This window comes from Veillonella sp. T34266-5 (genome assembly GCF_002959815.1).
Classification (GTDB): Bacteria; Bacillota; Negativicutes; order Veillonellales; family Veillonellaceae; genus Veillonella; species Veillonella atypica.
Window position 1 is genome coordinate 100,050 of sequence record NZ_PPCZ01000019.1, and the last position, 21,373, is coordinate 121,422.

A 21,373-nucleotide genomic window follows, 5' to 3' on the forward strand; every position below is an offset into this window, starting at 1 on the left:
TTATCCTTTCTGTTCTGCTGCAATAGCTAAGCGTTTAACACCAGCTTGTTTAAGCATGTCCATAATTGCTACTACTTGTCCGTGAGCAGAGCGTTTATCCGCTTGCAATATAACGCTAGCATTTGGATTTTGTGCAATTCGTTCTTTTACCATTGCTTCTGCTGCATCAATGCTCATTGGGACATTATCAATCGTTATATGACCTTCTGCATCTAAGGTAAGCACCACCGGTAATTGAGCTGGTGCAGATGCGGTTGTAGCCTGTGGCAACTGTACAGACAAGGCCTTTTGGGCAATTGTTTGTAAGCTATTCATCATGAAGAACACCAATAAGAAGAATATGATATCAATCATAGGGATAATCATGAATTCAGGCTTGGATTTCATACGAAAACTTTGTAAATTCATTGTTATTTCCACCCTTCTCGTTTTGCGGTAATGATGTTAACACACATGTTTTCAATTTGGTTAATAATAGAGTCCAAACGATGGCTAAAAAATGTATACACGATAAAGGCCATAATGGCTACACATAAGCCAGTTGCCGTTGCGATAAGGGCTTCCCCTACACCACCAGTAATGGCAGATGCACCAGCACCAGCATCGAGGATACTAAAGGAACCAATCATACCTGTTACAGTACCAAGTAAACCTAACAATGGGGAAATTGTAACGGTTGCACTTAAGTAATCCATATATTTTCTAAAACCTACTGCATCGACACCCATTTGATCAGAGAATGCCGTTTTCATGCCTTCTTCAGTAGCACCATTTTTCAAACCAGCTTCAGCAATACGGCTAGCGATGGATGGGTTTTCTTTGATTACCTTTTCAATTTCATCCCATTTTTGTAATTTTGCATACTCATTAACCGCATGAGTTACTATATAGGTTTTCCCTGCATATTTACGATAGTAGAAAGTGCGTTCTACGGCGATAGCAATGACCATAAGAGACAAGAATAATAATGGATACATTACATACCCGCCACTATGAAACAAGTGAATGACATAATTTAGATTTTCCATACTAATAAACCTTTCTGTCTATTTATAGACTGCACATTAGAACCTGTACGTTCCTTGAATTCTTGCATAATCGCCTAACTTAAAGCTTTCATTACCATATAAAGTATCTCGTTTATTTGTGCCCTTCGCATCAAATGTATAGAATGCTTCAAGGAGTAAATCCTTGCGTGGTACATACCCAGCACCGAAGGTAAAGCTGCGAATACCATCGAGGTAACGATCCGGTACAGCACCTGTACCATTACCACCGAGGAAAGAGCCATGAGCGAAGTATTTATAATCGATGAACGCGTTCCAAGATTTTGGAACATCGATATCCGCACGACCAATATCGAGGCGAGCCATCCAGAAATGAGGTGTACCACCCATTTGGTGACCTTTCACAGTAAAGTCTGCGGTTCCACGTTCATGGTCATATACAGTATTACCGTTCATGTAGCGACCAAATTTCGATCTATTTTGACCATAATCTACAGTAAGTACTGCACTTTCACCGATTTGATATTTAGCGCCAATGCCAAATACATTTGCTATATTGGAGAAGCTTTGTTCATCATTGCCATTACCATTAGCATTTAAGAATGTACGTTTACTACCATTAAAGGAGCGTAAGTACCATGCTTGTAAGCCAAGACGATCTCCAATTTGTTTCTTCACTTGAACAAACGCTGCCGTTTCAATAGGTGGAATTGTATCTTTTTCAAGAACTACACCTTCTGTTTGAATAATATTACCGATGATTTTACCAATCGCTTCACGTGGTAATTTATTTTCAGACTCTGCGTCGTGTACAACTTTTTCAAGATTATATAAATAGTTGTACATTGCTGGTGTCATGCCCCAACCATAATCGGAGCTACCTTCGCCCCAATCATCATAGGACATTGTAAAGTTCTTATTATAAAGGGCATCTTTAGCATCATAATCGCTAAATACATATTTTCCACTATCGTATTTATACGTTTTTACACCTAAATAGCCAGTAAATTCATAGTCGCTAGATGGTTGTCCATAATAATCATAGGATTGTTTAAACGTACCATCTGGTTGTTTAACCCAAACAGTATCTAACTCGCTATTATTATAGTTAGACCAGTTATCTGCGGCATTATATTTTGCGATTTCCGAAATAGATTGATTAATATCTGCAGCATGTTGATCAATATAAGCTTTTGGATTTATTAAAGCATCTTTATTATCAGTAGAAACAATGAGCCCCTTAGCCTTTTCTTTTAGGTATTCAGGGTATAAAGAGGAATTCACATTATACATGATTTCTCCAGTTTTATAGAGTTTCTCACCTGTATTCTTATTAGTGATTTCATACATTGCATAGCCACCAGATGGAATAGCTAAGGAGAATTTCTTATCAGCCATTTCAGATGGATATGCTTTAGTGAGAATATCTTGTAAATGTGCCATAACTTGTGCTTGCTTTTGTTGGGTTTCTGCTAATTTATTATTAGCCTTTTCAATCTCTTGATCCCGATTTGGATTACTCCAGCTGAGGTTCAATGATTCTTTATACGCTTCATACTCATCCTGTAAATCCTTAAGCTGTTGATAGAAGTAAATTGTATCTACTTTACCTTTATAGGTAGATTCATAAATACCTGAAGGGCTATCTGGTGCTGGTGCATCATCACTGGACTTGCTTTCACCATCAGACCCTGTTTTTGTAGCATTATTGATATCGTAAGGATATTCGTCACGGTTAATACCAATTAACTCTGCTGCTGTTGGCGGTCTAGTAATCACCTCATGTACCACATGAGTATACGCAGAATCACTAATACCAGTGCTATGTTTAAAGCTGCCTACACCAACGCGAACTTGGGTATCATTACCAGTCCATACGCCGCGAACCCCATCATAGGATTGACCAAACCAATAGCCACTAGCACCCATAGGTTCGTTTAAACGACCTACAGAAACATCCCATTTCTTAACATGTCTAGTAAGATCAACCGTATCAAGGCGTTGATGGTTAAATCCTTTCGATTCAGATTTAGTCCAACTTGTATCAACGCCGCTCATACCCGTCATGCTACCGATAACGGAGAGATTTGTGAATGGGTTAAGACGAGCATCAAATCCAAGGCGAATCCGTTGTTCAAAGCTATGTCGATTAGAATCATACATATTCGTCTTAGCAGAACCGATGGCTGAATTAGAGCGGAATGGGGATTGCGGACGATTGGAACCATCATGAGACATCCAGCGCGCACGATAATCGCCGATAAACTCAATGCCACGTTCCTTGGTTGTATCAAAATCAGGACGAATAAAGTCAGTTAATTTAACAACTTCGGATATATTTTGTACACCCCCTTCACTACCGGATGCGCCATTAGTTACGCTGCCATTTGCGACTTTATTACTATCTTTTCCGATTGGCGTAGACTTAGCATCGCCACCGCCAAATTTGAGGTTAACGCCGATACGATATACACGTTCTTGCGTTGCTCGGTCATCATCGCGATGATTAAAGATATTGTTAATACCAAAGTACATCATGGCATTCTTATTAAATCGTTTTTGAACCATTAAGTTCCAAATACCAAATGTTTTCTTTTGGTAAACTTGCTTTTTGTATACGCCTGCATCACCGGATAAAATATCTGGCCAGTAGTTACCACCATTATTTAAGGTGTTACTATCTAACATATTGATATAATAATCACCCCAAATAGATCCATTCCAACCAGTTTTTGGATTGTCATAGGTGACACCAATATCTACCTTATGTACCGGTTTATCCAATAATTGACGAGGCATAGTTGGGTCGCTCTTATTAATCGCATGTAAATAGGTATATCCTAATTTACCGGACCAATATTTGCCGAATTTTTGTTGCACTTCTGCTTGAAGGCCTGTGATTTCAGCCATACCGATATTCTTAAAGCTATAAATCATATCCGGAGCGCGTTGGTATTTTGCGTCACCTTTCAAATATGGTGCAAAATCTTGGAATTCACCAGTGAAATAAACCGACATATAGTTTTTGATGCGGTTATGGAATACACCAACACGAGCATAGGTGTTTTTATTTTCCCCTTCTAAACTCATATCAATGTTAAGCGATTTTTCAGGTTTTAAATTTGGATTACCCGCCCAATACCAACCGAGTTTTGCAACACCAATACCTACCGGATTAGATGCATACATTTCCCAGTTATACCATAGTTCGCCCATACCAGGTTCAGTATAACCGGTGCCGACATTGGCCTTAAATCGACGATGAGGGTTGCCTTTCACATTATAGGTCATCCCCATGGATGCGGATAAATTGGAACCAAACAAACTGCTATTATCTAGTCGGATAATAGGAACAAATGTAAGATTTTTATTCACTTGCCAAGTATCGGAGATATAAGCATTCATCTTACGAATTGTACCTTGACCAGTCGTCAAGCGTTGGTCGCGATTGCGATACTCTTCTAAGAAGGCCTTGCCATTTAGTTTAGGTGCTTTTTTACGCATTTCAGGATCACTAGACTCGCCATATTTAAAGTAGTCACCTACGATATTTGAACGAGTATTAGCCATATCCGGATTTTCTGCTTCTAATCGAGATTTTAATGCATTATAACGATTTCTAAAATCATCGGATATAGGTTGATTATTAGGAGATGTACTAGACCAAGAGCTAATAGCCCCTTCAGATAAACCATAATTTACATAATCATCATATGTAATCCCCGGTTTCTGAGCATCTGTTTCAGCACCATAGTATTCATAATCCATATCCCATTGCGGCATACCGCTACTAGAGTTTATGAATTTATAGTCATGAATATGGGAATAAACCTTAACACTGTTATCCCCTTTTTTACGCACAAGACGATCTAGCTTATCGACAAGTAAGCTCTTATCATACGCCCAAGGGTCGATATACATGGTACTCGTATTAGGGGAACTCTTTAGACGGCTGCCAGATCCTTCTTCACGAGCATAGCTAACACCATAACTAAGACGATGCTTATTATTAAGCTGCGTATTCGCATTGAGTCGAACATCTAATTGACGATGATCGATATTGTCAATATACCGTAACTCATTTGAGCCTTCATAAGAGGATCGTCCCGTATAATTGATAAGCGCTACGTCGTCTTCTTTAATGCGGGAGTAGTTTGTTTCTACGGTCCAATCGCTTTTACCAGCTCTAGCATTCCATGAAAGGTTAATCGTATTACGGCCTGCAGTCCGTTTGAAATGTTGTTGTGGCTCTAAATCGGAATCAGAATGTTTAATATCCCGTACAAGGTCTTCCGTATATCGATTTAAACGCATTTCAAATTTATTGTTCTTATTCGCTTCATACGTTGCTACCAGACCAATATCAGATGCATCACCATAGTAGCGCAGTACATTGGGTTTAAAGTTATGCTTCGCATAGTCAAAGCCCATCCCCGATGCACGGCGTTTAACCGATGCAAGGACAGGCATTAAATCGCGTTTACTACCAGATAAGCCAACCTTTAATTTACCCATCTGCCCCGAATCAGCTCGGATATAAAAGTTTTGGAATGGGAATAAATCGCCATCACTCTTACGACGCATTCCTTCGGCATTCACTTGTAATGTTGGTTTTTTTAGTGCTTTCTTAGTGATGATATTAACGACACCACCCACGGCATCTGAGCCGTACTTAGCACTGGCTGCACCTTGAATAACCTCAATGCGTTCTACATTTTCGGCACCTAGCCGTTGAACTTCATCAGCGGCACCAGAGTACTTATCAAAATCACCAAGTACTGGTTGCCCGTCCACAAGAATCAATGTATGACGAGCCTCTGCACCGCGAATGGATACACCGACGCGCCCCATGGCATCAACGGTTCTAGAAACACCCGTTTGGGTAAATATAATATCTTCGACGGACTTCGCTTGCTTCTTCTCAATCTCTTTTTTGGTAATGATTTGCACTTGCTGTGGATTTAACTTTGCTTCTTCTTGAGCCCATGTGCCTTGTACATGAACTACATCTGTCGTAACGGCTGCATTATCCGCCATAACGACGAGAGGTGCATTTAGCCATAATGCAACCGCACTAGATAGGACTAAATAGCGTTTTGTACGTTCCCATCGATTCACTGTTGCCTCCTCACAATCCTAATTCTCTCAACGATACATATAAATTTACAAAGCCTATATCCTATATTCCGGGCATATAAAAAATACACTTTGCCAACACCGCAATGACATTGAAAATCATTTACAATTTTATGTTAACAAAGTGTATCTTGTATATCTACTCCGAATAGACCAAAAATATACGTTTTGGACTAAAATGACTATAAATTTTAGAATTTATATGTCATTTGGAAACGAGTATAGTTTCCAAGTTTAAAGTTTTCAGCCCCATATAAGGTATCTCGTTTGTTGATGCCTTTCGCATCAAATGTATAGTATGCTTGTAAAAGTAGATTCTTCGCCGGTACATAACCACCACCAAAGGTAAAGCTCTTAATACCATCTAAATAACGATCTGGTACTGCCTCAGTACCATTGCCACCAAAGAAGGAACCATGAGAGAAATATTTATAATCTACAAAGGCTTCCCAAGAGCCGGCTTTTTCCATGTCCGCCTTTCCAATATCAAAACGCAATGCCCAAAAATGAGGTGTACCACCAACATCGCGACCTTTCATATCAAAGGTAGATGTGCCAGCCACATGTTCATAATGCGTATTGCCATTCATGAAACGACCAAAATCACTACGATTTTGACCATAATCAAAGGATACACTAGCATTACGGTTCAATTGATATTTAGCGCCGATACCAAATACATTGGCTACATTGTTAAACTCATGAGCTTCTGTACTGTTACCATTTGCTGTATAGAATCGATAATCGCTACCACCAAAGGAACGTAAATACCATGCAGCTACGCCAAGACGCGGAGTTACCATATGTTTAACTTGTACATAAGCAGTCTTTTCAATCGGAGGAATGGTATCACTTTGCAATACGACACCAGTTGTAGGGATGATGGCACCTGTATACTTACCTAGTGCTTCCCTTGGCAATCTACTATGGCCATCTGCACTTTCTAGCATACGAGTTATATTATTAAAATAGGATGCTATCAACATTGGATAGTGTGCACTGCCATTTACATTAATTACATCTGACATACCAGAGTCTTTAACATCAATAGCATTAACCTTATAAATTTTATCAGACAAACCATCCAAAGCAGAGTCATCAAATTCAATAGTATAAGTCGCATCTTTACTAAAGATAAGCTTAGCCCGTTCTTCAGCTCTAGCTCGATATGACGCATTTATAGCATCCTTATTCTTATCATACCAGTTGGCAAGGAATGTCTTACCATTATCAGCTAGTACGGACGTATCACTTAATTTCACTTCATACAATGGATCATTTTTAGTTAAGTCCAACTTACCCGGTGCAATATTTACATTCATTGTACCTTCGTCAGGAACCCATTGCTCAGTATCTTCATCATAGTATTTATCCTTATACACCATTTTAACTGGTATTTCAGGCATCTGAATTAATATCGTCTTTTTATTCGCATCAGCGCCATAGGCTTGTACCGCAATGTCTTGCATCCTACGTACCACATCGAATTGAGCAGTCCGTATTGGTTCTTGTGCCTTAGCTACACGTGCTTCTACATCTGGTAACGACGCTTGCATATTAGCTAAATTAGCTTTTAATGGTGCCAATTGAGCTTCAGTCCATCCATCAAGATTTTCCTTAGACCAAATATCCGATTCCAAATCGCTAATATTCTGCTTTAATGTTGTTAAATCAGATGCTAATGCCACCTCTTGGTCATGTAAGGCTTTCAATTGTTGATAGAAATTAATCGTATTCGGTGCATTGGGAATAACAAGTTCTTGATTACTACCATCAGCAGCGCCTACAATACCGATGAATTCCTCAACAGTTGGAACGCGGTTAAATTTCGTATAAATACCATGAGTATATGCACTATCTGTAATGCCAGTACTATGTTTAAAGCTACCTGCACCAACACGTACTTGTGTGTTCTTATTAGTCCACACACTGCGAATACCATCGTATTCCTTATTAAACCAATAACCGGTAACCCCCATAGATTCACTAATACGGCCCACACTGTGATCCCATTTAGCACTATGATGTGTTACATCTAATTCTTCAAGGCGTTGTTTATTGAGTCCACTAGAACCTTCTGTAACATGACTGCTATCTACACCGCTTTGACCAGATGCACTACCTACGACACGTACATTAGTTGTATCATTTAAACGTGCATCAACGCCAACGCGTATCCGTTGTTCCAAGCCATGTTCTTTCGGATCACCTAAGTTTTTAGTAGCCGCATCAGAGATAGAGCTTGTAGGGGTGATTTTTGTGGCAGGACGATTAGAGCCTAAATGGCTATCGGAACGTACCCGATAATCTCCTACCAGTTCTACCCCCTTCTTCTTAGATTCATCAAATGGACGTGCTAAGAATCCTTCAAGTACAGCAGGTGGTAAAGCCAACAGTTGTTCTTTTGTGAGTTTAGATTTGCTTTCACCAGAACCTAAACCAAATTTCATATTCAAACCAATGCGATATACACGAGCAGACATAGCACGATCGTCATCACGATGATTGAAGATGTTGTCGATACCAAAATAAACGCGAGAATCCTTGTCTATTTTTTTCTGAATCATAAAGTTCCAAATGCCATATGTCTTATGTTCATACATATCCGCAGAACGTTTCGTATTCATGTTATATCGAATAATGGAACGATCCGAATTATCTGGATCCACGTAGGATACCATATAATTGCCACCGCCAGATAAGGAATTACTATCCAGCATGTGAATATAGTAATCGCCCCAAAGGCTACCACTCCATCCGCTAGCTTGATCTTCAAAATCTACACCGATATCAACCTTATGACGCGGTTTGTCTAATAGTTCGCGTGGCATATCTTTATCAGTCTTATTGATAGCTCGTAAATATGTATAGCCAAGACGTGCCTTCCAGTGTTTATTTAAATTTTGCTTAACCTCAAATTGAAGGCCTGTAATTTGTGCCTTACCAATATTTCGGAAACTATAAATCATATCAGGTGCATGAGAGAATTTAGCAGCACCATAGCTTGTGGATTCATCATATTGAGGATAGAAATCCATTAGATAGCCTGTATTATATACAGACATATAATTTCGAATATTATTGTGGAATACTGTCACCTTTCCATAGGTATTTTTATTTTCACCCTCTAAGGATAGGTCAAAGTTCATCGCTTTTTCTGGTTTAAGATTTGGATTGCCTACCCAATACCAACCGAGTCGCGCTTCCCCGCCTCCGATAGTAGCAAACGTAATATTAGGGCCATACATTTCCCAGTTGTAGTATAGTTCGCCCATACCTGGTTCAGTATAACTAGTCCCTACATTAGCCTTGAATCTGCGATGTGGATTTCCTTTCACATTATGAGTCATACCTAGATTGAAAGATAGGTTAGATCCAAATAAATCACTGTGGTCTAGTCGAACAATCGGCGACAATGTAGTGTTTTTATTCACTTGCCAAGTATCTTGAATATAGAAATTTTGTTTCTTAATTTCAGCACGACCTGCTGTTTGTTGATTAACACGTTTTAAATATTCTTCTTTAAAGTAAGAACCATTTAATTTCAACTGCGTAGAATCAAAATCAGATACAGTACCATAGTAGAAACTTGGCAAATAGGCATCATGTAATGCAGGATAGTACTTGCCATTAGCATCGGTTCTACCTTCCTTATTAGCATGATAGTCGGCGATAAACGCTTGATTTTCCGCCAATAAACGACGAGCGAATTGTTGGTACCGTGCATATGCCTCAGGATTGCGATTTTTTAAGGAATTTTCTGTCGTAGGACCATCCACTAAGCCCATAACAGCAGATGAATCACTACCGGTCGTATCTAGATAACGAATGTAGTCCTCATAGGTAAATTCTGGCAATGTACTAGCGTCATTTTTATCGCCATTATACCATTCTTTCTCCTTATTCCACTGCTCTACACCGGCTTCATTCTTTTTGAAAGAATGATCGTAAACAGTTGAAGATGGCACACCATTTCTAACGGCCAAACTCTTATCATAATCCCATGGATCAATATGACGTTTATATGTTGTAGGCGCATTTTTAAGACGGCTACCTTCACCGGTTTCACGTACAAAACCTACACCATATGACAAAAAGTGTTTTTTGTTAATTTGCGTATCTCCGCCAAGCGTTAAATTCCACTGGCGGTGGTCCACATTATCTACATAATTTAATGTATTTTTACCTTCATACGTACTATTGCCATAGTCACTTGTTAAGGTTACATCATCTTCTTTTGTACGCGTATAATTTAACTCTGCTCTCCACGAGCTTTTATCATTGCGACCATTATAGCTTAAATTTAGATTATTTCGATCTAAATCACGTTTATAGTGAACTTGTGGCTCCATATAGGAGTTACTACGCTTTACATAACGTTCTAAATCCTCATTATATCGCTCCACACGTAGTGCTAAAGATTGTTTATCGTTAATATCATAAGTAGCAGCAAGACCAATATTAGAATTTGTTCCATAATAGCGTAACGAATTCTTTAAGAAACCATGATCCTCATCGCTAGTCATGGAAGTAGAGCGCCGCGCTTCACTAGCGTATATAGGCATAATGTCCCGTTTACTGCCATGAATATTCATTTTAAACTTTCCTAAGGATCCAGAATCGGCACGCATAAAGAAATTGGAGTATGGCACAATGTCTCCATCGCCCATGGTTCTACGGCCTTCTGCATTAAATTGTACGGACGGTATGCTCCGCGGTTTATTAGTGATGACATTGATAACACCACCAATAGCATCAGAACCATATTTAGCACTGGCTGCCCCCTGAATAATTTCAATGCGTTCTACATTTTCCGTACCAAGCCGTTGTAATTCATCACCAGCACCTTGGTATTTTGCAAGATCGCCCATAACAGGTTGGCCATCTACAAGAATTAATGTGTGTCGCGGATCAGCACCGCGAATAGAAACACCAACACGCCCCATAGAATCTACCGTTCTAGACACACCTGTTTCGGAAAACACAATGTCCTCAACAGATTTTGCTTGCTTCTTAGCAATATCCTTTTTAGTAATAATTGTCGTTTGTTGGGATTCTAGTTTAGCTTGTTCTTCCGCCCATGTCCCCTTTACATGAACTACATCAGTAGTAACTGCCGCATTATCAGCCCAAACAACGAACGGCGCATTCAACCACAATGCGACTGCACTAGATAATACTAAATAGCGCTTTGTACGGCTCCACCGATTCATTGTTGCCTCCTCTTATAATCTCACTCAACTATATGCATCATCACAATTAGCAATAAAAAAATACACTCTGCTAACACCAATGACATTGAAAATCATTTACATTTAATATGTTAGCAAAGTGTATTATGCATATCTACTCCGAAAAGACCAAAATTATACGATTTTGATACTTTTGTTAGATATAGTTAAACAATATGTAATTATACTCTACGATAATCACTAGGTGTCATACCGACAAAGTCCTTAAAGGTACTTGTAAATTTACTACCGTTTTCATACCCTACGGCATTAGCAATTTGTAAGATGGATTCATCCGTTTCTTGGAGTAAACGTTTTGCCTCATTAAGGCGACATTCTTTGATGAATTGATGAATCGTCACACCATATACGCCTTTAAAGCAACGCTTTAAGGTTGATGCTGGGACATCAAAGTCACGAGATAAATCATCAATAGTAATGCGTTTGACAAAATTCTTAGACAAATATTTACTTACCGCTTTTACAATATCTACCTGTTGCTTTCGGTAACTTCCTCGTTTTTCATAGGAGTCTGTAGAGATTACAGATAATAATAAAAATATTTCTACAATCTTGAGCTTAAAATAATGAGACCTAATTTGATCTGGCACATTATATAAACTGGAAAAAATTTGGCGAACCGACTCAGTTTCCTCCATCATCATACCAAAGTCTGTATTTTCACAAAATCGATTGGCTATGGCAGCCAAATCAATTTGTGTATCTGCTACAAGGGTATCTAATACATGCTGAGCTCGTTCTACATCTACTAATAGCACTATCCCTTTAAACGATTTTGTAGGGAAGTAATTTTCATGTTGATAATCAGACCTAATATGCCACCCTAACGACATATCCCCTGGCCCCATATACAAGTATTCTCCAGATGCGAATTTGCATTCAATACGTCCCTCTTCACAATGATTAATTGCAAAGGTCTTTGTATGAGATTGGGCGAAAAATTGAATCGTTTCACGCTTTACATCAAGGAATAGCAAATCAATACCGTCAAATACGGTATGTCTAGCCATACATACCCCTGATTGTCCTTTCATATGAGCATGTGGATTCATAATATCACCATATATATATATAAATTATAAACAATACATTAATAGTAAATATTTTGAGATTAATTGTCAAATTCATTTTAGTAATAATTCATGTAATCTTTATTAAAATACGAAATATACATTCATCTTCTAAATATAATTAATGAACCTAAAAAAATCCTCCCATTAAAGCATGCTCTAATGGGAGGATTTTCATATTATTATTTATTTTTTGTTTTAACTACCAATAATAATGCTATAACATGAGCAATCCATACGACTGCCATGATGATAAGGGCAATAGGGATATTTCTAGAAAAATAGGCACCTATTAGCATGATTGTAGTTACAGAAGCTAAAATGGACAACTTTGCCCGCAACGTCAATGCTTTATCGCGTTCATACGCACCAACTGTCTTTTTATATAATTGGGACTCCAAAAACATTCTATGAAAGCGTTCAGATCCACGAGCTAAACAAAATAAGGTAAGCATATAAAAGGGGACTGTTGGCAATATTGGTAATACGATACCTGCTGTACCAAGGCAAAAACTTATAGCGCCAATGGTTAAGAATATATATCGAATTACGACATTACTATGTTGCTCAGCTGTTTTCATTACTCTTCTTCTACGTAATTAATAACTTTCCCTTTTGTTTTAATGAAGTTAGGAATAATAAGAACAAGGGCTGCAATAACAACGACGCCATAAATACCAGCCATGCCAATCCATTCAAAGGCATTACCAAGTACAAGACCCATTACGGCAAAGTCCGCATCGCCGAATGTCGTATTTTGGAAACCTAATTGGCCTAAAACTGGCAATGCTAGTGCTGGCAAGAATGTGATAGCTAAACCATTAAGGAATGCACCTACAGCTGCACCACGGCGACCACCGGTAGCATTACCATAAATACCTGCTGTTGCACCGCAGAAAAAGTGAGGTACAAGACCAGGAATGATGAGTACGCCACCTACAGCACCTAGAATAAGCATACCGATGATACCGCCGATAAAGGAGCTAATAAAGCCTAATACAACGGCTGTTGGTGCATAGGTAAAGAATACGGCACAGTCTACCGCTGGAATTGCATTAGGAATGATTTTTGTAGCAATACCTTGGAATGCTGGAATCAAGTCCCCCAAGATCATACGAACACCAGAATATACGATAGCTACACCTACGGCAAAGTTCATAGCGCTCATAACAGCAAATAGGTATGGGCTCATAGAACCGGATAGAGTTGATACGAATTCGGAACCAGCCGCAATAGCTGCAATCAAATAAAATACGATCATAGTCAAGGCAGTAGATAACGTAGAATCACGTAAGAAGCCCCATTTTTCAGGAATTTCAATGTCTTCTGTACTTTCCTCTGCCTTACCTACGTATTTTGCTACCCATGCAGATAGATAGTAACCTAAACTACCAAAGTGGCCCAATGCGATTTCATCGCCATCGGTAACTTTAGAAGTATAGCTTTGACCGATAGCTGGAGAAATAGCGGACCAAGCGCCCATTAAGAAGCCACCAACAAGAATCAATTCAATACCAGATAAACCTGCAGTACCAAGCACGGCAGACATTAAGCAAGCCATAAATAAACTGTGGTGACCTGTAAGGAATACATACTTAAATTTGGTGAAACGAGCAATTAATAAGTTCATCAATAAGCCTACAACGAGGATAGACATCGTTTCAACACCAAGCACCTTTTGTGCTACCGCTACGATAGCTTCATTATTTGGCACAACACCGGTAATATGGAATCCGTGTTCAATCATTTTTCCAAGTGGATCAAGATTGCTAACGATAACACCTGCACCAGCAGCAAGCATTAAATAGCCGAGAATCGGTTTTAATGTACCAGTCATAATCTTATGAAATGGTCGTTTTAAAGCGATTAAGCCTACACAGGACATAATACCAATTAACAAGGCTGGTTGACTTAATACATCTCGTAAGAATTCTAATATCATTTCCATAGAATTATCTCCTCTATGAGTTACTTAGCGATTTGTTGTAATCGTTCCAAAATATCTTCTTTAATTTTCTTTTTATTAATATAACTACGTACAATAGCTACATCCTTGTCCTCAAATTGTTCTGCCAATTCCTTTACAGTAACAATTAAATCTGCCTTGCGACCTTGAGCCGCATTAAAATCGATTGATTCTACTTGTGCTTCGATATTATTTTCAGCACAAATTTCTTCAATTTTCATTTTTAACATCAAACTAGAACCGATGCCATTACCACATACTGTTAAAATAGAAATCATAGTCCACCTCCAAAATTACGCTTCATCAAGATGTTCTGCTAAAAAAGATTGTACATCTTCAAGGCTTTCAAAATTTACCGCTGCATCAAGGAATTCTTCATCCTCAAATAGGGTTGCAATATCGGTAAGCAATTGAATATGTTCATCCTTATTCGGCGCACATAAAAATACCGCTACTGATACAGGATCATTTTCTGGGCTACCAAAATCGATAGGCTTTTCTAACGTTACCAAAGCCGCACCGACTTGCTTAGCCCCCATTTCTGGGCGCGCATGAGGCATAGCAAGACCCGGTGCCAATACGATGTACGGCCCCATGTCACGAACTACGTCAATCATAGCCTCTGTATATGTAGGATCTGTAAAACCACCATCGACCATGAGCTGACCACCATGACGAATCACATCTTCCCATGTCTCAGCAGGATAATGAAACGATACATTATCCTCTGATAATAAATCTTGTAACAAGCTAACACCTCCTATACTTACAACTTGTATACTCATATTATAACTAGGTATAGTTAAAATGCCTATACCTTATGTATTTATTTACAAAAAAAAGTTAGACCCCAAAAGGGTCTAACTTTCGCTTATTCACATGGCATATATAAGAGTTGCTATTATTGGAAGAGTACAAAAAAGATATTTTATATACATACACCATGTCAATATTTAGTTATTCAAGTACTCTAAGTGTTGCTTATTAGATGCATCTGTACGCGTTCTAATAGCCTCTACTAATGGTTTCAGGATTTGATATTCCTCGTCTGTCAAACGGAACGATCGACATTCGCGTTTGTACATACGAGGTCTACGACCAGAACCTTCTCTCTGTCCGCCCCAGGTCATTAACATATACCTCTCTCTAAGAATCATTATATTATTGTCTCTCACAATAATTAGTATATGCTATTTTATGCGGATTTTCAAGATTTTTATCCAAATTTATAAATAATTAATTATTAGCTTCTGCAGCCGCTTTTGCAGCTTCTGCTGCTTTTTTCAAATTAGGTACAGACGTTGGACATGTAGCGGGTGTACATGCACCATTAGGACCTAAGTCTTCTGCACGGCTCACAAATGTAGTATGCAACATGTGATGTGCTTTGTGGCTCATAGGTTTGCCATCGAAGAACTCAGCATATAATTTTTGGATATCTGGATTATCACAAGCCGCTTTCACTTGTACCTCTGCATCACGAGTATACAAGGATGCAATACGAGCTTCACGAGCCTTATCAGCCATTGGTAATTTAACGCGTGGTTGACCACCACCACCGATACAGCCACCACGACAAGCCATAACTTCGATGAAATCATAATGGATGTTTTCTGCACGCATGCGTTCAATGAATTTACGCAAGTTGCCAGTACCATGAACAGCCGCTACATGTAATGTTTTATCACCAATCACTACATCAGCTTCACGCGCACCATCCATACCGCGAATAGCTTCGAATGGAATCAATGTGCTAGGAGCATCTTCACCTGTTACAAGTTTATAAGCAGTACGCATAGCTGCTTCCATAACACCACCAGTGTTACCGAAGATGATACCACCACCGGATGCTTCACCCATCAATGGATCAAACGTGGAATCTTCCAATTCATCAAAGTTAACTTCTTCTGCACGCAACCATTTAGCAAGTTCACGTGTAGTAATACAGTAATCTGTATCGCGCATTTCTGGCGATTCCCAGTATTCTGCAGAAGAATTCATTTCGTCACGACGAATTTCAAATTTCTTAGCAGTACAAGGCGTTACCGCTACTGCTACCATTTGTTTTGCGTCGATGCCCATTTTTTCAGCAAAATATGTTTTTTGCGTAGGCGCTTGCATCGCAATTGGACTCTTAGCAGTAGATAGATTTGGTAAAAATTCTGGGTAGAATGTTTCAGCAAATTTTACCCAAGCAGGACAGCAAGATGTGAATTGAGGCAATTCACCACTGCCATTAAGAACACGTTCAACTAACTCGGATGCTTCTTCCATAATAGTCATATCAGCACCAAAGTTTGTATCGAGTACATAGTCACCGCCAAGTTTACGAAGGGCTGCAACCATTTTGCCTTCTACAAAAGTACCCGCTTCCATGCCGAATTCTTCGCCTAAACCAACGCGCACAGCTGGTGCAGTTTGGAATACAACGATTTTGTTAGGATCTGCAATAGCAGCCTTAACTTCATCGATTTCAGAACGTTCGTTAATGGAATCGAAAGGGCAAATAGATGCACATTGACCGCAATGGATACAAATTGGATGATCTCCATTAGTTGTCAAATCGTAATAGTCGAATACGCCCATATCAACAGCGCATGCTTTACGGCATAAAGAACAGTTTTTACATTTAGATAAATCTTGCACAATGGCAATATTGCCTTCTTCAATAGGCACACGACGATCTAAAAATTCGTACTTACTCATGTTTCCTCCTACTTAGGTAACGTTGTTATCGTTAATCGATGAAATTATACTACAAAATGTGATTTTTATCAATAATTCTGAAAGTAATTCCTATGCATATCAGGTATTAAAAAATCGCATAAAATAAAGATTTATAGACGTTCTTCTAATTCCATCCATCGTTCAGTCAATGTATCGATTTGAGATTGTGTCTCTTCACGTTCAGCCATGAGTGTTTGCATTTTTTCATAATCCGTACCGGCTTGGCTAATCATAACATCCAACCCTTTAACAAGATGCTCTAGTTTTGGCAATTCCTCCATAATCGATGCATATTCTGCCTCTTCAGCCTTATTAAGGCCTTTCTTTACAGGACTTTCCATACGACTAGATTCAGTACTAGAGGATGTACCAATTGTCTCCGTAGAATCAGCGGATGGTTCTGTGCTATTCACACTAGAGCTCTGTTGTTCAGGTACATAGAATGGAGAATTATTACTTTCACCCATGTCAGCCTTATAATCAGAATAGGATCCATGTACGATATCGATATGACCATTGCCTGTAAATACAAATAATTTATCTACCACGCGGTCTAGGAAATACCGATCATGGCACACGGTTATGATGACGCCACTGAAAGAATCAAGAAAATTCTCTAACACCTCTAGTGTAGGGATATCTAAATCATTAGTCGGTTCATCCAAGAGAAGTACATTAGGCGCACTCATAAGCAATTTTAAGAGGTATAATCTACGACGTTCACCACCGGATAATTTGCGAATAGGCACACCATGTAATTCTGGAGTAAATAAAAAGCGTTCCAAAATTTGACCCGCACTTAACGTTGTGCCATCACCGAGCGACATATAGGAATGGTCTTCTTTTATATAATCAAGGACACGCATGTTTTCATCAAATTCAGGCAATTCCTGTTTAAAGTGTGCAATCCGAACAGTTTCGCCTTTGCCAATGGTTCCTGACACTGGTTCATAGGTGCCATCGAGGATTTTCATAAATGTTGATTTACCAACACCATTGGGTCCTACAATACCGATGCGATCATGACGCACCACATGATAGGTAAAATCATCAACCATAGGACGTCCATCAAAATCAAAGGTTAAATGTTCAATATCAAAAATGGTCTTGCCCAATCGAGTCTTTAAGGCAATCGGATCCATTTGATCAGGACGTCTAGTTTTCTCCATATTTTTAAGCGTTTCATACCGTTGTAAACGGGCCTTTTGTTTGGTACTACGAGCTTGGGCACCACGGCGTACCCATTCGATTTCTCGCTTTAAAAATTGACGCCGTTTTTCCTCCGTAGCCGCCTGACGAGCCTCACGATCTGCTTTCAGCTCAATAAATTTCTCATAATTTCCTTCGTATTCATACATATGGCGATTGGATAGTTCCAAAATACCATTACATACAGAATCTAAGAAATATCTATCATGAGTACTAATCAACAAGCCACCTTGCCGATTGCTTAAATACGTTTCGAGCCACTCAATGCTATCCTCATCTAAATGGTTTGTCGGTTCATCCAGCAATAGTAAATCGCATGGATATAGCAAGGCTTGCCCTAATGCTAATCGACGCTTTTGACCCCCCGATAATAGGCTAACGGACATATTGACATCGTGAAAGCCCAATTTACTCAAAATGATACGCGCCTCTTGCTCTACTTGCCATCCATCTTGGGTATCCATTTCTTCTAAGCACTGCATATAATGGCGCTCAATACGTTCATCAGATACGCCCTGCTCTTGTATGTAGTGGTAATCACGACTGGCCTTATCAAATCGTTTTACCATTTGTAATCGTGGATGATCACCATCTAAAATGGCTTCCAATAAGGTATTTCCTTCATCAAAGCTTGGCGTTTGTGCTAAATAATGGATGGTAGCCTTGCCATTGCGCTCAATAGTTCCCTTATCACACTCCATCTGACCGGTTAAAATCTTTAAAAATGTCGATTTACCAGTCCCATTGATGCCCACAAGCCCCAATCGTTTTTGATTTGTAAACGTTATGGACACATCGGTAAATAATAATCGTGTGCCATACGATTTCTCTATATTCTGTAAACTAATTACGTTCATTCCCGTACTCCTCTGTTATCATTATGTTATTTATTATACTACAGATTTTCATTGACAGTCATACACCGCATCAGTAGAATACAGATAGATAACTAGACAGTAATCCAACATGATAAGTACATACTATTAGGAGGTTCTCATGGCAACAGATGCAGTATTAGATTTTTATGATGCTCTAGATTTTGAAATTATCGACTTTGATGGTTATGATACACTTTTTGTTGAACTATTAGATGATGGTACTTATGCAACTGTATCCGACGACGATGGTCATATGCCAGATACACTCGATACGCCCATCGTATTCAATGTATATGACGATACCGATTCATTCCAATGGAGTGTAAGCCTTAATGATTCTCATCAATTACAAGCACTACTGGAGGAACATACTTCAACAGAAGATTTCTTAAACGCATTACAAACGATTCGTACAGAAAACATTGAAAACTATCAATAATTCACCACGCGAATAAGAAAAAGGTCATCCCCAAGCTAATGGTTACCTAATCCATACATATGGTAGGTAAATTAGTTTGAAGGATGACCTTTTTATTTACAATGTTTCTAACTCGCACTTAGTAGAAAGTGCATCTGTTTTTGTATCGAGAATATGAATGAGTTCGTTTACGATATTAGCAGCACCATCTACATGCCAAGCACGTGCTTGTTCAGACATTTGTTGTAACCGTGGCGGATTGATTAACAACGCAGCCACTACGTCCTCTAAATTATGTATATCTCTAGCCCAACGCGCACAACCTCGCTCCTCTAATAGCTCCGCATTAGCCTCTTCTTGACCGGGAATAGCATTAAAGAAAACCATAGGTAGCCCAATGGTAACAGCCTCCATACAGGTCAATGCACCAGGCTTTGTAACGAGCATAGTCGCTGAGTGCATTAACTCAGAAATATTAGATGTATAACCGTATACAGTGGTTTTCGTTTTCATCCGTACACTAAGATTTACTAGAGACTCATAGAGCGATGTATTCTGTCCCGCTACGACAGTAATCTCATCAATACCATTGACCGCATCTAAATGTTGAAGTGCAATCTCTAATGAACCTAGGCCTAATCCACCACCCATAACGAGAACCTTAACAGGTGATTTCATTTCATAGTGATCGATGGCATCCTTAAAGAATGATCTACGCACCGGAATACCGGACACATGGATTTTATTCTGCTCAATACCGACGGCCGTCATTTCTCCTACCATGTCATCTGTAGCAACAAAATAGGTATCTACTTGAGGGTAAATCCAGAATTGATGGCTACTAAAATCCGTTAAGATAGCTACTAATGGTACATCAATAAGGCCTTGGCGTTTCAAAATACAGGCGGCTCCACATGGAAATGGATGCGTGAATACAATCACATCAGGCTTCTCTTGTTGAATGAGCTTCAACATACGACTTTTAAGAATGTAGGACAAAACGGTTTGTAGAATAGTACCTTTTTTCTCACCCTTTGATACGCGATAAATCATATCGTATAACATAGGAAATACATCAATCATCTTAATGTATGTACCCTTGATAAGATGTTCTACTGACAAGGTTTCCGTATCAAGAAAATCCACATGGCTAATCTCTGCCTGTGGTTCTTTTAATTTCCAATATTCTTCTATCGCCCTTGCGGCCTGCATATGTCCTGTCCCAATAGAGGCAGATACAATGAGGACCTTCCGTGATTGTTCTGTAGTCATAATCTATCCTTTCCTTGTGATTATACCACATAAACAAGAAAAAATAACATAGACGAAAAAAGAGACCCTATTGGGTCTCTTTTACATCTTATTCAGATTATTTTTTGCGTTTTTTTGCAGGAGCTGCGTTAACTTGTTCTTTCAAACCTTTACCAGCTTTGAATGCAGGAGATTTGGAAGCTTTGATAGTGATAGTTTTACCGTTTTGTGGGTTGCGGCCTTCACGAGCAGCGCGTTCACGAACTTCGAAAGTACCGAAGCCGATAACTTGAACTTTACCACCAGCAGCTAATTCTTCAGCAACTGTGTCGAATACAGCTTTTACCGCTTTTTCAGCGTCTTTTTTAGTCAATTCAGTTTTTTGTGCAACACTTGCGATTAATTCTGTTTTATTCATGACAGAACCTCCTTAAAAATACAATACCCGAGATTACTAAC

General features: G+C 39.0%; 15 protein-coding genes. 1 reads left to right on the plus strand and 14 read right to left on the minus strand.

Annotated elements, in window-relative coordinates:
* The 12 genes from VIHSUH07_RS07105 to VIHSUH07_RS07155 form a co-directional block, all read right to left on the minus strand.
* A complete protein-coding gene (locus VIHSUH07_RS07105; protein ID WP_005381857.1) occupies positions 1–408 on the minus strand; it encodes an ExbD/TolR family protein in 408 nt (135 codons plus the stop codon).
* A 2-nt stretch (positions 409–410) separates the two neighbouring features.
* A complete protein-coding gene (locus VIHSUH07_RS07110) occupies positions 411–1,028 on the minus strand; it encodes a MotA/TolQ/ExbB proton channel family protein (RefSeq protein WP_005382865.1) in 618 nt (205 codons plus the stop codon).
* A gap of 36 nt (positions 1,029–1,064) precedes the next feature.
* A complete protein-coding gene (locus tag VIHSUH07_RS07115; RefSeq protein ID WP_105084425.1) occupies positions 1,065–6,125 on the minus strand; it encodes a TonB-dependent receptor plug domain-containing protein in 5,061 nt (1,686 codons plus the stop codon).
* 209 nt (positions 6,126–6,334) lie between these two features.
* Positions 6,335–11,356, minus strand: coding sequence for a TonB-dependent receptor domain-containing protein (locus VIHSUH07_RS07120; RefSeq protein ID WP_105084426.1), 5,022 nt, complete (start codon positions 11,354–11,356; stop codon positions 6,335–6,337).
* Positions 11,357–11,556: 200 nt separating this feature from the next.
* Positions 11,557–12,447 (minus strand): helix-turn-helix transcriptional regulator, encoded by an 891-nt coding sequence (locus VIHSUH07_RS07125; RefSeq protein WP_369819935.1) that lies wholly within the window; start codon positions 12,445–12,447, stop codon positions 11,557–11,559.
* A 200-nt stretch (positions 12,448–12,647) separates the two neighbouring features.
* Positions 12,648–13,046: a YbaN family protein gene (locus VIHSUH07_RS07130; RefSeq protein ID WP_105084428.1), complete on the minus strand. Its 399-nt coding sequence runs from the start codon at positions 13,044–13,046 to the stop codon at positions 12,648–12,650.
* The gene (locus VIHSUH07_RS07135; protein ID WP_105084429.1) at positions 13,046–14,413 is read right to left on the minus strand and encodes a PTS ascorbate transporter subunit IIC; all 1,368 of its coding nucleotides are present in this window, start codon (positions 14,411–14,413) and stop codon (positions 13,046–13,048) included. The genes VIHSUH07_RS07130 and VIHSUH07_RS07135 overlap by 1 nt, the downstream gene beginning before the upstream one ends.
* A 20-nt stretch (positions 14,414–14,433) precedes the next feature.
* Complete coding sequence (locus VIHSUH07_RS07140; RefSeq protein ID WP_005381928.1) at positions 14,434–14,709, minus strand: PTS sugar transporter subunit IIB; 276 nt, start codon at positions 14,707–14,709, stop codon at positions 14,434–14,436.
* A 15-nt stretch (positions 14,710–14,724) separates the two neighbouring features.
* The gene (locus VIHSUH07_RS07145) at positions 14,725–15,180 is read right to left on the minus strand and encodes a PTS sugar transporter subunit IIA (protein ID WP_105084430.1); all 456 of its coding nucleotides are present in this window, start codon (positions 15,178–15,180) and stop codon (positions 14,725–14,727) included.
* A 204-nt stretch (positions 15,181–15,384) separates the two neighbouring features.
* The gene (locus VIHSUH07_RS09635; protein WP_005382859.1) at positions 15,385–15,567 is read right to left on the minus strand and encodes a hypothetical protein; all 183 of its coding nucleotides are present in this window, start codon (positions 15,565–15,567) and stop codon (positions 15,385–15,387) included.
* A gap of 100 nt (positions 15,568–15,667) precedes the next feature.
* Positions 15,668–17,137, minus strand: coding sequence for a [FeFe] hydrogenase, group A (locus VIHSUH07_RS07150; protein ID WP_105084431.1), 1,470 nt, complete (start codon positions 17,135–17,137; stop codon positions 15,668–15,670).
* Positions 17,138–17,268: 131 nt separating this feature from the next.
* On the minus strand, positions 17,269–19,224 hold the full coding sequence (locus VIHSUH07_RS07155) for an ABC-F family ATP-binding cassette domain-containing protein (RefSeq protein ID WP_105084432.1): 1,956 nt from the start codon (positions 19,222–19,224) through the stop codon (positions 17,269–17,271).
* Positions 19,225–19,363: 139 nt separating this feature from the next.
* Between VIHSUH07_RS07155 and VIHSUH07_RS07160 the strand changes: the two genes are divergently transcribed.
* Positions 19,364–19,684 (plus strand): hypothetical protein, encoded by a 321-nt coding sequence (locus VIHSUH07_RS07160; RefSeq protein WP_105084433.1) that lies wholly within the window; start codon positions 19,364–19,366, stop codon positions 19,682–19,684.
* A gap of 96 nt (positions 19,685–19,780) precedes the next feature.
* Here VIHSUH07_RS07160 and VIHSUH07_RS07165 read toward each other — a convergent pair whose 3' ends face one another.
* Both VIHSUH07_RS07165 and VIHSUH07_RS07170 read right to left on the minus strand, forming a co-directional pair.
* Entirely contained in the window at positions 19,781–20,935 is a 1,155-nt protein-coding gene (locus tag VIHSUH07_RS07165; RefSeq protein ID WP_105084434.1) for an MGDG synthase family glycosyltransferase, read from the minus strand.
* 97 nt (positions 20,936–21,032) lie between these two features.
* Positions 21,033–21,332 (minus strand): HU family DNA-binding protein, encoded by a 300-nt coding sequence (locus VIHSUH07_RS07170; RefSeq protein WP_005381952.1) that lies wholly within the window; start codon positions 21,330–21,332, stop codon positions 21,033–21,035.
* Between the last annotated feature and the right edge of the window lie 41 nt (positions 21,333–21,373).